The 13,754-nt window shown below is 51.0% G+C and carries 13 protein-coding genes and 2 pseudogenes; 2 read left to right on the plus strand and 13 right to left on the minus strand.

Annotated elements, in window-relative coordinates; translation table 11 throughout:
* Positions 1-88: 88 nt before the first annotated feature.
* The 13 genes and pseudogenes from AP057_RS14900 to hpf form a co-directional block, all read right to left on the minus strand.
* Positions 89-1,549: a S41 family peptidase gene (locus AP057_RS14900; RefSeq protein WP_033015012.1), complete on the minus strand. Its 1,461-nt coding sequence runs from the start codon at positions 1,547-1,549 to the stop codon at positions 89-91.
* A gap of 366 nt (positions 1,550-1,915) precedes the next feature.
* Positions 1,916-2,137, minus strand: a pseudogene (locus AP057_RS14905) (pirin-like C-terminal cupin domain-containing protein); the annotation flags it as partial.
* A 123-nt stretch (positions 2,138-2,260) separates the two neighbouring features.
* On the minus strand, positions 2,261-3,559 hold the full coding sequence (locus tag AP057_RS14910; protein WP_055359106.1) for a murein hydrolase activator EnvC: 1,299 nt from the start codon (positions 3,557-3,559) through the stop codon (positions 2,261-2,263).
* A 24-nt stretch (positions 3,560-3,583) separates the two neighbouring features.
* The gene (gene ftsX, locus AP057_RS14915; protein ID WP_033015010.1) at positions 3,584-4,477 is read right to left on the minus strand and encodes a permease-like cell division protein FtsX; all 894 of its coding nucleotides are present in this window, start codon (positions 4,475-4,477) and stop codon (positions 3,584-3,586) included.
* The gene (gene ftsE, locus AP057_RS14920) at positions 4,467-5,153 is read right to left on the minus strand and encodes a cell division ATP-binding protein FtsE (RefSeq protein ID WP_033015009.1); all 687 of its coding nucleotides are present in this window, start codon (positions 5,151-5,153) and stop codon (positions 4,467-4,469) included. The genes ftsX and ftsE overlap by 11 nt, the downstream gene beginning before the upstream one ends.
* 217 nt (positions 5,154-5,370) lie before the next feature.
* Positions 5,371-5,703, minus strand: coding sequence for a cytochrome c551 (gene cccB / locus AP057_RS14925; RefSeq protein WP_033015007.1), 333 nt, complete (start codon positions 5,701-5,703; stop codon positions 5,371-5,373).
* 62 nt (positions 5,704-5,765) lie between these two features.
* Positions 5,766-6,629, minus strand: a complete 864-nt coding sequence (locus AP057_RS14930; RefSeq protein WP_055359107.1) for a YitT family protein — start codon at positions 6,627-6,629, stop codon at positions 5,766-5,768.
* Positions 6,630-6,765: 136 nt separating this feature from the next.
* Positions 6,766-6,981, minus strand: a complete 216-nt coding sequence (locus AP057_RS14935) for a type II toxin-antitoxin system RelE/ParE family toxin (RefSeq protein WP_055359108.1) — start codon at positions 6,979-6,981, stop codon at positions 6,766-6,768.
* Between the two features lie 414 nt (positions 6,982-7,395).
* Positions 7,396-7,653: a hypothetical protein gene (locus AP057_RS14940; protein ID WP_082432223.1), complete on the minus strand. Its 258-nt coding sequence runs from the start codon at positions 7,651-7,653 to the stop codon at positions 7,396-7,398.
* 111 nt (positions 7,654-7,764) lie between these two features.
* Positions 7,765-8,869, minus strand: a protein-coding gene (gene prfB / locus AP057_RS14945; protein WP_145956593.1) for a peptide chain release factor 2 whose coding sequence is annotated in 2 segments (ribosomal slippage) — positions 7,765-8,793 and positions 8,795-8,869 — 1,104 coding nt in all. Because the reading frame shifts where the segments join, the coding sequence is not laid out codon by codon here.
* 91 nt (positions 8,870-8,960) lie between these two features.
* Positions 8,961-11,474, minus strand: a complete 2,514-nt coding sequence (gene secA, locus AP057_RS14950; protein ID WP_055359109.1) for a preprotein translocase subunit SecA — start codon at positions 11,472-11,474, stop codon at positions 8,961-8,963.
* Between the two features lie 46 nt (positions 11,475-11,520).
* Entirely contained in the window at positions 11,521-12,015 is a 495-nt protein-coding gene (locus tag AP057_RS14955; protein WP_235468613.1) for a hypothetical protein, read from the minus strand.
* 85 nt (positions 12,016-12,100) lie between these two features.
* The gene (gene hpf / locus AP057_RS14960; RefSeq protein ID WP_055359110.1) at positions 12,101-12,649 is read right to left on the minus strand and encodes a ribosome hibernation-promoting factor, HPF/YfiA family; all 549 of its coding nucleotides are present in this window, start codon (positions 12,647-12,649) and stop codon (positions 12,101-12,103) included.
* Between the two features lie 175 nt (positions 12,650-12,824).
* Between hpf and AP057_RS17210 the strand changes: the two genes are divergently transcribed.
* Together AP057_RS17210 and AP057_RS14965 are read left to right on the plus strand one after the other, a co-directional pair.
* A complete protein-coding gene (locus AP057_RS17210; protein WP_235468614.1) occupies positions 12,825-12,986 on the plus strand; it encodes a hypothetical protein in 162 nt (53 codons plus the stop codon).
* Between the two features lie 130 nt (positions 12,987-13,116).
* Positions 13,117-13,728 (plus strand): annotated as a pseudogene (locus AP057_RS14965) (RNA-guided endonuclease TnpB family protein); the annotation flags it as partial.
* Positions 13,729-13,754: the final 26 nt, after the last annotated feature.

A 13,754-nucleotide genomic window follows, 5' to 3' on the forward strand; every position in this document is an offset into this window, starting at 1 on the left:
GAAGCCAGCGATAGTCCACAGGCAAATCAGTCACAAAGAAAAGGGTGCCTCTGCGTTGTCAGAGGCACCCTTTTCTCTTTACTCGTCATCATTGGCTCGCTCGCGACGGAAACAACACGCCAAGCGCTTTTTTCAACTGCACATCATGCTTCGGATCGCGGACGGCTTCCATGATTTTCGTTTGCAGCACATCCGCCGTCGTCTCATCGATTCGCCCCGTAACCGGGAGCTGATTCGCTTTTTGGAACGCTTGGACGGCTTGCTCGGTGTCTTTGCTGAAGTAGCCGTCCGTGCGGCCCGGGTTGAAGCCAAGCCCTTTGAGCATTTTTTGCGCATTGGCGATTTGCTCGTCGTTCATGTCATACCGAAGCGGTTTTTCGACATGAAGCGGAGCGACGTGGAAATAATCCGGCTGCGCCACCGCGACATCCGGCTTGATCCCTTTTTTATGGATCCAATGCCCATCTGGCGTCAGCCATTTGTACAGCGTCAATTTGATGTTGCTGCCGTCGCCCATCGGGATCGCCTGCTGCACCGTCCCTTTGCCGAACGTTGCCTCGCCGACCAGCTTGTAGCCGCCCGCTTCCTTCATCGCTCCGGCCAAAATCTCTGACGCCGATGCGCTTCCTTTGTCGATGAGCACGACGATCGGGTATGGCTTTTTCGCCGTTAAATCGGAATAAAACTTTTGCCGATCGCCATCGCGTTCTTCAATTTGCACATATGGTTTGCCTTTCGGGATGAGTTGCTTCAAAATTTCCTCAACGCTTTGCAAATAGCCGCCCGGGTTGCCGCGCACATCGATGATCAAGCCATCAATATGTTCGGCCTCAAGCTTCGCCAGTTTCTTTTTAAAATCGGCGGCCGTGTTTTCCGAGAATGATGTAATTTGCAAATAGCCAGCCTTTTTGCCTTCATACGTTTTGACCGACTCATACACCGTCTGAATCGGAATTTCGTCGCGGACGACTTTGACTTTCATCACGTTTTTGACGCCCGGGCGCAAAATGTCAAGCTCCACTGTCGTCCCTTTTTTGCCGCGGATTTTCAGCACCGCTTCATACAAGTCAAGCCCCTCTAGGCTTTCCCCGTTCACTCGCAAAATTTGGTCGTTCGGCTTCAGCCCCGCTTTTTCCGCCGGCGAATTTTTGATCGGAGCGACGATCGTCACCTTGCCGTCGATCATGCTCACTTCGGCGCCGATTCCTTCAAAAGACGAGTCGAGCGACTCATTGAACTGCTCCGTCGTTTCCGCATCCATGTAGACGGAATACGGATCATGGAGTGTGTCGATCATCCCTTGAATGGCGCCTTCCGTTAATGTTTCTTCATCCACTTTTTCCACATACCGGTTTTTAATGAGTTCGTACGCCTGGCGGATTTTTTTCATTTCGTCATGATCGCTGGCCGTCTTGGACAGTTCCTCAGAAATGGCCTCCGGCATCGGCCCGTCTTCTGCTCCGCCAGCCAGCTGCAAACCGGCATACGTTCCGCCGGCCCCGATGAGCATTGAGATGGCCATGAGTGCGGCCGTTGTCGTTTTCTTCACGTTGTTTCCTCCTCACCCTAAACCTGCCCTTTCCATTGCCTGCAACGGAAGGGAAAGGGGGTCTCTTCGTTCTCCTTCGGCGAAACAAGCGGATGCCTCTGACGCCAATGAGAAAAGGAAAAGCACCGCCCAAACGCCGTGCCATGCCTTTATCTCCATCATATGTTAGGCTTGTACCGAGTATGCTCATTCGTTGTCTATCCTTTACTAGTTTACACGCTGCGTTTTGATTTCTCAACTCATACGGGCGCGGAAAAAAGAGGCACCCCCCGCCATTTTGGCGAACGATGCCTCTTTTTGATTCGTCTTCTTAGCCGCATCCGAAGTGGCCGTCAAACGAATGAACCGCACAAAAACGAAATGCTCTTACTCCTCTTTGGGCAAATCAATGAGCATGAACTGCGCTCCTTCGTTCGTCACCAAGCGAAGCGCCGGCGTGTCCGTAATACGGGCCGCATCGCGCCGTTCGAGATGGGCCTCGCCGTTTAACGCCAAATCCCCCTCAATGACAAAGACAAAGATGTTCCGCCCTTCCGGCTGGGTAAACGTCAGCTCATGCCCGGCTTCCAAATCGGAAAGATAAACAGTGTACTAAGGTACAGAGTCAAGGGGGGATGTGGTGCAGCCAAACCATTTTCCTTGATGTCCAATCAATCAAAAAAATACGCAACTTGTCCGCCTCATAGACAGACAAGTTGCGTATAGCAGAATTTAGAAAGCGATGTAATTACGCGGATCGACCGCATTCGTTTTTCCTGGGTTCCAGCCGCCGCGGTGCAGTTCAAAATGAAGGTGCGGACCGGTCGAATTCCCAGTATTACCCATATAACCGATGACTTGTCCTTTGCGAACGTGCTGCCCTTCGCCGACAAGACGCGCTTCTAAATGAGCATACACGGTCGTATAGGTTTGCCCATTAATCACATGGCTGACGAAAATGACGTTGCCGTAGCTGCTAGAATAGTAGGAGCGGAACACAATGCCGTCCGCTGCCGCGACAACCGGCACAACAGGAGCTCGCTTGCCAATGTCGACCCCGGGATGGAAGTCCGTGCCGCCAAACCGGTAGCCAAAGCCCGAGGTGATCGGACCGTTGGCTGGACGGGTGAAGGCCCCGCTCGACACAGGCGGTGTGCTGCCGCCCGATGGCGCTTCTTCTGATGACGATCCTCCATCGTTTGGCGCGGTATATGTACGTCCCCTCTGTTTCGCTTCTTCTTCGGCCCGTTTTTGCCGTTCGAGTTCGGCAAGCTGCTCTTTCACCGCCGCTTCTTGTTTGGCGATCAGTTCTTTTTCTTCTTCAAGCGCCATCTTATGATCATGCTCTTCTTCCTCTTTTTGCTTCAAATCGGCCATCAGGCGATTTTTTTGTTCCAGCTGGCCAGCCAGTTCAGCCTGCAGCTGCTTCAATTCTTGCAAATCCGCCTGCAGCTTGTTCCGCTTTTCGGTCAATTCTGTTTCCTTTTTTTCTTTCAGCGCTTTGTCCGCTTCCTGTTCACGGATGATTTGCTGGTCCGCTTCCATAATCGTGGTGACAGCGCTCATCCGGTCGATGAAGTCGCTGAAGCTTTGGGCGCCAAGCAATACTTGCAAGTAGCTGATCGCCCCGCCGCTTTCCTGAAGCGAACGCATCCGCCCTTTTAAAATTTCGTTCCGCTTTTCAATCCGCTCTTGAATTTCGGCAATCTCTTGTTTCAGTGTCTCGATCGCCTGCTCGGTTTCATCAATATCTTTGCTGACGTTGCGGATTTTGCCGCTCGTTTCGTCAATCGCCACGTTGAGTTTTTGAATGTCATTGGCAACTTGGCGCTGTTGCGAGCGAAGCGATTCGATCGTTTTTTGCGCCTCATTGATTTTTTGCTCGACATCGGACCGCTTCGAACGCAGCGAATTCATTTCATCTCGCTTCTGCTCGATGTCGCGCGTACTGACGGCGTTCGCTGCCGGCGGGAGAATGCCCAGCCCAAGCGCCCCGGCAACAGCGAGCGCCAACATGCGTTTCTTTTTCATCTTTCCCCTCTCCCTTTCTATCATTTATACTTTTAAAAACTTGCGCACAGACATAACGCTTCCCCAGACGCCGATGCCGGCGCCAATCACTAGCAGCAGCCCGCTTAACTGCCACATAAACGGCGAAAACGGAAGAAGTTCAAAAAACGGCAAGGAAACCCACTGTTCATACACCTGATACACGTTGTAGTACACGATCGAAAGCGCCGCGATCGGGAAGAGAGCGCCGAGCATTCCAAGCCATAGCCCTTCCAAAAAAAACGGCCAGCGGATAAACCCGTTCGTCGCGCCAACGAGCCGCATGATTTCAATCTCGCGGCGGCGGGCGAAAATCGTAATTTTGATCGTGTTGGAAATGAGAAACATCGCCGTAAACAACAATCCGAGAATGAGTACGAGCCCAACGTTGCGCGCCACTTTCAGCGCGTCAAACAGCTTCTCGACCGTCCCTTGGCCATAATTGACTTTATGAACGAACGGCAATGTTTCGATTTGTTTGGCGATTTTCACTGTATCTTGCGGATGGGTCGCTTTCACGACGTATACATCGCTTAGTGGGTTGTCCTGTTCAAATAAGCGGAACGACGAGCCTTCCTCCCCCATGCTTTTGATCAGCCGCTTCAGCTCTTCGTCCTTTGATGAATAGCGCACTTCCTTCACGTTTGGAATGGCTTCAATTTGCCGGCGCAAGGCGTCTTTTTGCCGGCTGTCAGCGGTCAGCTCGATATGGACGCGAATTTCGACATCGTTTTCGACTTTTTTGGCGAAATGGTTGATGTTAAACATGACGACAAAAAAGACACCGACAAGCAACAACGTCACCGTGACGGCGCTCGCGGACGCAAATGTCATCCAACCGTTGCGGCCGAGGTTTTTCATGCTCTCCCGAACGTGGCGCTTGAACGTATTAAGCGTCATAACCGTATTCCCCCTTCGCCTCGTCACGGACAATTTTTCCGTTTTCGATGGCGATGACGCGCCGCCGAGTCGCGTTGACGATCTCTTTGTTGTGAGTCGCCATCACAATCGTTGTGCCCCGGTCGTTGATTTTCTCAAACAACTCCATAATGCCCCATGACGTTTCTGGATCCAAGTTCCCTGTTGGTTCATCGGCAATGACGATTTTGGGGGAATTGACAATCGAGCGGGCAATCGAAACGCGCTGCTGTTCGCCCCCGGACAGTTCGTTCGGGTAAGAGCGGACTTTATGTTTGAGGCCGACTAAGTCGAGTACTTCCATCACTTTTTTGCGGATCGCTTTCGGTGATTCTTCAATGACTTCCAACGCAAACGCCACATTTTCATAGACATTGAGCTTCGGAAGCAGCTTGAAATCTTGAAACACAACGCCGATGTTGCGGCGCAGCAACGGGACTTTGCTGTCTTTGATTTTAGCGAGGTTCACGCCATTGACGATGATTTTGCCGCTCGTCGGCTTTTCCTCGCGGTACATCATCTTAATAAACGTCGACTTTCCAGCTCCGCTGGGTCCAACGACATAGACGAATTCTCCTTGCTTGATGCGAACGTTGATGCCGTTTAACGCCACAACGCCGTTTGGATACGTTTTGTATACATCTTGCATTTCAATCATCATCATCACCTATTTTCGACTTTCCTGTTGCCCTTTCTCGAGCTGTTTCGAATGAATCTTGCAAAATTCCGCAAAGATTATTATAACACGATTTTCTATTGTCGAATTTTACATTTATATTTCAAATGGCCAACAAAAGCAAGAGTAGGAAAAACAGCCCAAAAAAACACCGTCTGGTTTTCGGTTCAACCAGACGGTGCACATGCGGTGATCCTTTTCATTTTTTCGAAGCGAGCCATTCCGCCACTTTATCAGCGTCTTCCCCTTTAATGATTCCGGCCGGCATGGCGCCGCGGCCGTTGGCAATGATCTCTTTGATCTGCTCTTTGGAGTACTTGCTTCCAACCTTTTGCAAGTTCGGGCCGACCCCGCCCGACAAGTCTTGTCCATGACAGGACGCACAGTTTTGTTTATAAATTTGCTCGGCGGACGCGGCGGTATCTCCTCCACCATTGTTGCCGTTGTTGTTCCCAGCGTTGTCCCCGCCACCGCCGCACGCGGCAAGCGCGAGCGAAACGCCAAGGAACATCGCAGCCAACTTCCACTTCATGGCGAACTCCCCCCAGAAAACAAAAATTTCATTCTCTTTTATTATAACCGATTTTTTCCGTTTTACGTACGTTGAAATCCCTCTCCAAGCACTTCGACGGCGTTGGCCACGACGACAAACGCTGTCGGATCAATGGTTCGGACCAATTGTTTCAATTTCGTGAACTCGGATTGCGCGACGACGCACATCAGTACCGGCCGTTCGTGTTCGGTGTAACCACCGTACGCCGGCAGCCGCGTCACCCCGCGATCGATTTCGTGCAAAATGGCGCGGCGCACTTTTTCCTCTTCATTGGTAATAATCAAGGCAATTTTCGAATAGCCAAGCCCGACTTGGACGAGGTCGATCGTTTTGCTCGTCACATACAACGCGATCAACGCGTAGAGCGCCCGTTCAATATCAAACACAAACGCCGCGGTCAACACGATCAAGCCGTCAATCAAAATCACACACATGCCGAGCGACAGCCCGGTATATTTATGGATGATTTGCGCCGCCAAATCGGTGCCACCCGTCGAAGCGCGGCCGCGAAATACCATGCCAAGGCCGAGCCCGACACCGATACCGCCAAAGATCGCGCCAAGAAGCGGATTCGTCGTCGCCGGCTCCATCCCTTTCGTCATGTAGACGACCAGCGGCAAAAACACCGTCCCGACAAACGTCTTGACGCCAAACTGCCGGCCTAGCAGCACAACGCCAGCGATAAAGAGCGGAATGTTGAGCGCCCATTGGACGTAGGCAGGCTCAATGCCAAACAGCGCGTGCATAATCGTGCTCACGCCGCTTACCCCGCCCGAGGCGATCCGATTCGGCAGCAAAAACACGTTAAACGCCACCGCGACAACTGCCGCGCCGATCAGAACATACGCATACTCCAAAGCCGCCTCCACCGCCGGAGGCATGGTCTTCTCTCTTCGCTTCCGCATGCTTCCCCACCTTCCTCTGTGAGTATAGCATGCCCGTTTTGGCAAGTAAATGACAGCCGATTAACGCGATAATGGTCTGCTATGCTAAAGGAAAAAAGGACGATCCGATGATCGCCCTAGCCAAAACATACAAGCCTCAATACACATCGCCACGGTTGCCGATCGCCTTAATATAGATGATTCGTTCATCATGATCGATGCGAAACAACACACGATATGTTCCGATTCGCAGCCGATATAATCCATCCTGCCCCTTCAACTTTTTAATATCCCCCTGTGGTGGGATCGCAAGCAGACCTTGCAACCCAGAGGCCAACCGTTCTTGAACCTCTTTTTCTTGCCTAGCGGTCAACTACCCCCACTTAGCTAACGCTTGAAGTGGGGGCTTGCAACTCCCCAGAAGTACAAGCGGACTTCGTCCTCCTTCCTTGACTTGGGGTTGCATCAGGGCAGGTTGACGACTACCCAACGACGCAGGTCATGCCTGCATCGTTACCGATTCTCTCGGTGTGTCTGTTGGCAGTACTTGGCTTCCACACACAACAGACGGACCTACGCTCGATGTTTTACGGTTACAACGTTTCCTGTAACCAACTCCATACATCGAGTAGCCGTTATTGGAGTGCCTTTATTAAACGGTTTTCTCCACGCCTTTATTATATCATACACAAAAGAAAAGGGGAACGCGCATTCCTCTCCCACTTACTCCCTTTGGTCGTTGAAGTGGGAGTCTCCTGCGCGAAATAGGATGAATTTGACCGCAGCCTTACGGTAAATCAACTTGTAGTCCGAATTCACGCTTGGCTTCTCCCCCGGTGATATATCCTTCATCGCTTTGCAGCTGCTGGCGCTCTTCTTCCGTCAACACTTCTTCATCTGTTTCGTCAATCCGCTCCCATACCATTCGTTCCTTTCTGGATCGATCAAGCAAGTACATCAAAAAATCGTACGCGGTTTGATGATCCGTTTCATCCAACCGGTCAATCAGTTCGTAAAGCAATTGTTTGCGCACAGCCAAAGCCATCGCCCTCCTTTTTCCTTATCATTACCTTCAGCGTATCACGAAAGCATAGATGCGTCAAAAGGCCAAAACACGATTTTGAAGCGAAAAAAAGGACGATCCGATGATCGCCCTTTACTTCAACTTCGCACGCAAATACGCGTCAATAAACACATCAATTTCCCCATCCATCACCGCTTGCACATTGCCGACCTCGACGTTCGTCCGATGGTCTTTGACAAGCGAATACGGATGGAAGACGTACGAACGAATTTGGTTGCCCCAGCCGATTTCTTTTTGCTCGCCGCGCAGCTCAGCGAGTTCGGCCTGCTGTTCCTCGAGTTTCTTTTGGTACAACTTCGCCTTCAACATGTTCATTGCTTTTTCGCGGTTTTTAATTTGCGACCGCTCCGACTGACACGTCACGACAATGCCAGTCGGCAAGTGAGTGATGCGCACGGCCGAGTCGGTCGTGTTGACGTGCTGCCCGCCCGCTCCGCTCGAGCGGTACGTGTCGATTTTCAGCTCTTCCGGCCGGATCTCAATTTCAATGTTATCATCCATCTCCGGCACGACTTCGCACGAGACGAACGACGTATGGCGGCGGCCCGAGGCATCAAACGGGGAGATGCGCACAAGGCGGTGCACCCCTTTTTCCGCTTTTAAGTAGCCGTAAGCGTTATGCCCTTTAATGAGCAGCGTGACGCTTTTAATCCCCGCTTCCTCGCCCGGGAGGTAGTCGAGCGTCTCGACTTTGAACCCTTTTTTCTCCGCCCAGCGCGTGTACATACGCAACAACATCGACGCCCAGTCTTGCGACTCCGTGCCGCCCGCGCCCGGGTGGAGCTCCAAAATAGCGTTGTTTTGATCGTACGGCTCATTGAGCAGCAGCTGCAACTCAAACTCGCTGAAGTCTTTTGTCAGCTTTTTCGCTTCCTCGACCAGCTCAGCTTGGAGCTCGTCATCCGGCTCCTCCTTGAGCAATTCGTACGTCACTTCCAAGTTGTCAAACCGTTCTTCCAGTGAAGAAAATTCCTCGACGAGATCTTTAAGCGCGTTCGCTTCCGAAATAACCGCCTGCGCCGCCTTTTGATCATCCCAAAAGTTGGGCGCGGCCATTTGCTCCTCTAATTCGCGAATGCGCGCCTGCTTCGCTTCGAGGTCAAAGAGACCCCCTAATTTCCGCTAATCGCTTAGCCATTTTCTCAAGCTCTTGCTTAATTTCCACCAAATCGATCATGTTGTCCTCACCTCATCATGAATATAGTATGTCAATGGTTCATATCTGCCATTCAAAAGGGAGGCAGCGCCCCCCTATTATTTATAAACCGTTACACCGTTCTTCCGCAACAATGTTTATATTTCTTCCCGCTCCCGCACGGGCACGGGTCGTTGCGGCCGACGCGCACCGCCTTGCGGACCGGTTTTTTCTTCGGCTCTTCGCCGTCTTCTTTCGGGTGAACCGCTTCGCCTTTGGCCACCTCTTGGCGCTCAAGGTTATGGTGGATTTCCGCCTTCATGATATAGGTGGCGACTTCCTCTTCAATCGCAGCAATCATGTTTTCAAACATCACATAGCCTTCCATTTGGTATTCGCGCAGCGGGTCAACTTGCCCGTAGGCGCGCAAATGGATGCCTTGGCGGAGCTGCTCCATCGCGTCGATATGGTTCATCCATTTCATATCGACAGCGCGCAAGACGACGACGCGTTCAAACTCGCGCATCTGTTCAGGCGGGATTTGCGCTTCTTTCTCATCATAGCGCGCCTTCACTTTCGACCAAATGAGCTCGATCATCTCTTCGGGCTCTTTGCCGCGCAAGTCAGCTTCCGTTACATCCCCTTCCGGAAGCAGATGGGCGTTGAGATACTCAACGAGCCCTTTCAAATTCCATTCTTCCGGAACCTCTTCTTTCGGCGTATGAGCGTTGACGACGCGCTCGATCACCGATTGGATCATCTTTTCGATAATGCCGCGCAAGTTGTCGGAATCAAGCACTTCATAGCGCTGGCGGTAAATGATTTCCCGCTGCTCGCGCAGGACATCGTCATATTGAAGCAGTTGCTTGCGGGCGTCGAAGTTGTTGCCTTCGACCCGTTTTTGCGCCGACTCAACGGCCCGTGTCACCATTTTGCTTTGGATCGGCTGCGAGTCGTCCATTCCAAGGCGGTCCATCATCGCCATCAAGCTCTCGGAACCGAAGCGGCGCATCAATTCATCCTCAAGCGACAAATAGAACTGCGACACCCCAGGGTCGCCTTGGCGTCCCGAGCGGCCGCGCAGCTGGTTGTCAATCCGCCGGCTTTCATGCCGCTCCGTGCCGATGACGGCCAATCCGCCAAGCTCCTTGACCCCTTCGCCAAGCTTAATGTCCGTCCCGCGCCCGGCCATGTTCGTCGCGATCGTCACCGCGCCTTTTTGTCCTGCTTGGGCGATGATCTCCGCCTCTTTCGCATGGTTTTTCGCGTTTAAGACGTTGTGCGGGATGCCGCGTTTTTTCAACATCTCCGACAACATCTCCGACGTCTCGATCGCCACCGTGCCGACCAACACCGGCTGCCCTTTCGCATGGCGGGCGGTGATGTCCTCGACCACGGCGCGGAACTTCCCTTCCATCGTCCGATAAATCAAATCCGGACGGTCCTCGCGAATGACCGGGCGGTTCGTCGGAATGACGACGACGCGCATATTGTAAATGTTGCGGAACTCTTCCTCTTCCGTCTTCGCCGTCCCCGTCATCCCCGCGAGTTTTTCATACATGCGGAAATAGTTTTGGAACGTAATCGTGGCCAACGTCATCGACTCGTTTTGAATCTCGAGCCCTTCCTTCGCCTCAATGGCTTGATGAAGCCCATCGCTGTAGCGGCGGCCATGCATCAAGCGCCCGGTGAACGGGTCGACGATGATCACTTTTCCGTCTTGCACGACGTAGTCGACATCGCGCTGCATCACAACATGCGCCCGCAGCGCCAGCTGAATATGGTGGTTGAGCGTCACGTGCTTCAAATCAAACAAGTTGTCGATGCCAAACGCCCGCTCGGCTTTGTTCATTCCTTCTTCCGTCAGCTGGACGCTTTTCGATTTTTCATCGTATGTGTAATCGACATCTTTGCGCAGCGTGCGGACAAACGCGTTCGCCTGCACATACAGCTTAGTCGACTTCTGCGCCGTCCCTGAAATGATGAGCGGCGTCCGCGCTTCATCGATCAAAATCGAGTCAACCTCGTCGATCACGGCAAAATGCAGCGGCCGCTGCACCATATGCTCCTTATAAAGCACCATGTTGTCGCGCAAATAGTCAAAGCCAAACTCGTTGTTCGTCCCGTACGTAATGTCGGCGTTGTACGCCGCTTGCTTCTCCTCGCGCGACATGCCGCTTAAGTTCAACCCGACAGTCATGCCTAAAAACTCATACAGTTTGCCCATTTCCGTCGCATCGCGCGTCGCCAAGTATTCGTTGACCGTCACGACATGCACGCCGCGCCCCGTCAAGGCGTTCAAATAGACGGGCATCGTCGCCGTCAACGTTTTCCCTTCACCCGTTTTCATCTCGGCGATGTCGCCCTCATGCAAAACGACGCCGCCCATAATTTGCACTTTATATGGGTACAAACCGAGGACGCGCTTCGCCCCTTCGCGCACAACGGCAAACGCCTCGACAAGCAAATCATCGAGCGATTCGCCTTGTTGGTAGCGGGCTTTGAATTCCTCGGTTTTTTGCCGCAACTGTTCATCGGACAGTCGGGCCATCTCCGGACCGAGCGCGTCGACTTGATCGGCAATTTTCTCAAGCCTTGCCAAATGACGCTTGTTCGGGTCAAATACTTTTTTTAAGACTCCAAGCATAGGAAACGCTCCTTATTTTTCATGGACTCACTTCTTCATCATATCATTATACAGGGATCAGTGACAACTGTTGCACAGGCTTCAAGAGGGGGCATGTCCAAGAGAGGGGATCACACTTGGACTGAAGTTGCTCAATCGCCGCTTCCGCATGGTGAAGGCGACGATTCAGCGCATCCATTTCAAAACTTTTCTCCTCCACTTTTTCGTGAATTTTGCGAAGCAAGATTTGCACATCATCCACAAGCTGCGTTTCGACGCGATAAAGCGTTTCTTTCACTTCCGTCAATTCAGTTTCCACGCCGTCCAATCGGAACTCTACACCATCCAACCGGGCCTCTACGCCTTTCAACCGCGTTTCCACACGGTCTAACCGCTCTTTCACCGCGCCCATTTCCCGTTCGAGGCCGACGAGGCGTCCGTTCATCTCCGTCAAACGGCCATCCATCTGCTCAAACCGTTGGCGAGTTTCTTCTTGGAACACCAAAAACCCTTTTTCCATGTTGTCCAACTTGGACAAAATTTGACGCAACAATTCCTCCATTGCTCTCCCCCATTTTGATTTTTCTCATGCATATTATAACATCCCCTGCCCAAAAAAGCAGGGGATGCGCACAAGAGGCAACCGTTTAATTCGCCTCGATCAATCCGTATTTTCCGTCTTTGCGGCGGTAGACGATGTTCGTCCGGTTCGTCTCGGCATTCGTAAAAATGAAGAAGTTGTGCCCCAACAAATTCATCTGCAAAATCGCTTCTTCGCTGTCCATCGGCTTCAAGCTGAAGTGTTTCGTGCGCACGATTTCAAATTCCTCGTCGTTCTCCGCCGCAGCAGCGCCGCTTGGCACAGGGGCGGCCAGCTTCGCTTCTTTCTCGCGGTCGCGCAGCTTCCGATTGACTTTCGTTTTATGTTTGCGGATTTGCCGCTCCAGTTTATCCGTCACTAAATCGATCGCCGCATACATATCGTTATGGCGCTCTTCCGCCCGAAGCAACAAATGCGGCATCGGAATGGTCACTTCGATTTTCCCTTGTCCATCGTTGTAGACTTTTAAATTGACATGGACATTCACGTCATCGGTGCGGTCGAAATAGCGCTCCAACTTGCCGATTTTTTTCTCCACGTACTCGCGCAGCGCTGGCGTGACTTCAATGTTTTCCCCGCGAATGTAATACATCATCGCTGACCACTCCTTATTTTTAAACTATAGATCCCTACATTCTTTCATTACCCATCAAACCCCTGCTTCAATCAAAAATATTTTCGAAGATTTTGTGAAAACTATAGAAAAATATGGTAAAACAGGCATGGGTGTTTTTTCTTAATTGGTGTGGAAAGTACGGAGTGTGGAAACGATGCGAAAAATCCATATTTCCCATGCGAAAAGCGGTGACGTGCTCGCTGTCGACTTATTCGCCGCCAACGGCAGCGTGTTGCTCTCGCGCGGCGTACGGCTGACCAGCGGCTACATCCGTTCTTTGGCGCAAAAAGGGGTTCAATACATTTATCTTAATTAGGCGAGAAGACTCCCACTTCAACGAAGCAAAGCGGAGTAAGTGGGAGATGAATCGCCTTAACTATATTTTGCTGAAAATAGGATAGATTCAGTAAAATATAGTATAATATAGTTAGATGGGAGGTGAAAACATGTATTTTTGTATCAAACAACAGCTAAATGGTTTGACCAAAGAAGAATACTTGACTCTTCGAGAACTGTGCCATATTGCCAAGAACATGTACAACGTCGGATTGTACAATGTCAGACAATACTATTTTGAACACAAGGAATTTCTTAATTATGAGAAAAATTATCATCTTGCMAAAACTAACGAAAACTATAAGCTGTTAAACAGCAACATGGCACAGCAAATTTTAAAAAAGGTCAATGAAGCCTTTAAATCTTTCTTTGGTTTGATCAGTCTTGCCAAACAAGGAAAATATGACYACAAGGCTATCAGTATTCCAAAATATCTTAAAAAAGATGGCTTTCATTCACTGATCATTGGCCAGATTCGTATAGACGGCAACAAATTCACGATACCGTATTCTCGCCTATTTAAAAAGACTCACAAGCCTATCACGATAACGATTCCGCCTGTGTTACTGGACAAAAAGATTAAGCAGATTGAAATCATTCCTAAGCATCATGCCAGGTTCTTTGAGATTCAGTACAAATATGAAATGCCTGAACTAATTAATGCTGATGTCAATGGCGCATTAAACATCTTAAAGAAAAGTAAAGCTGTAGACCTGAGTGTCTTATGCTCTAGCGGCGAAGTGGACAC

Source organism: Geobacillus sp. Sah69 (genome assembly GCF_001414205.1).
GTDB lineage: Bacteria > Bacillota > Bacilli > Bacillales > Anoxybacillaceae > Geobacillus > Geobacillus stearothermophilus.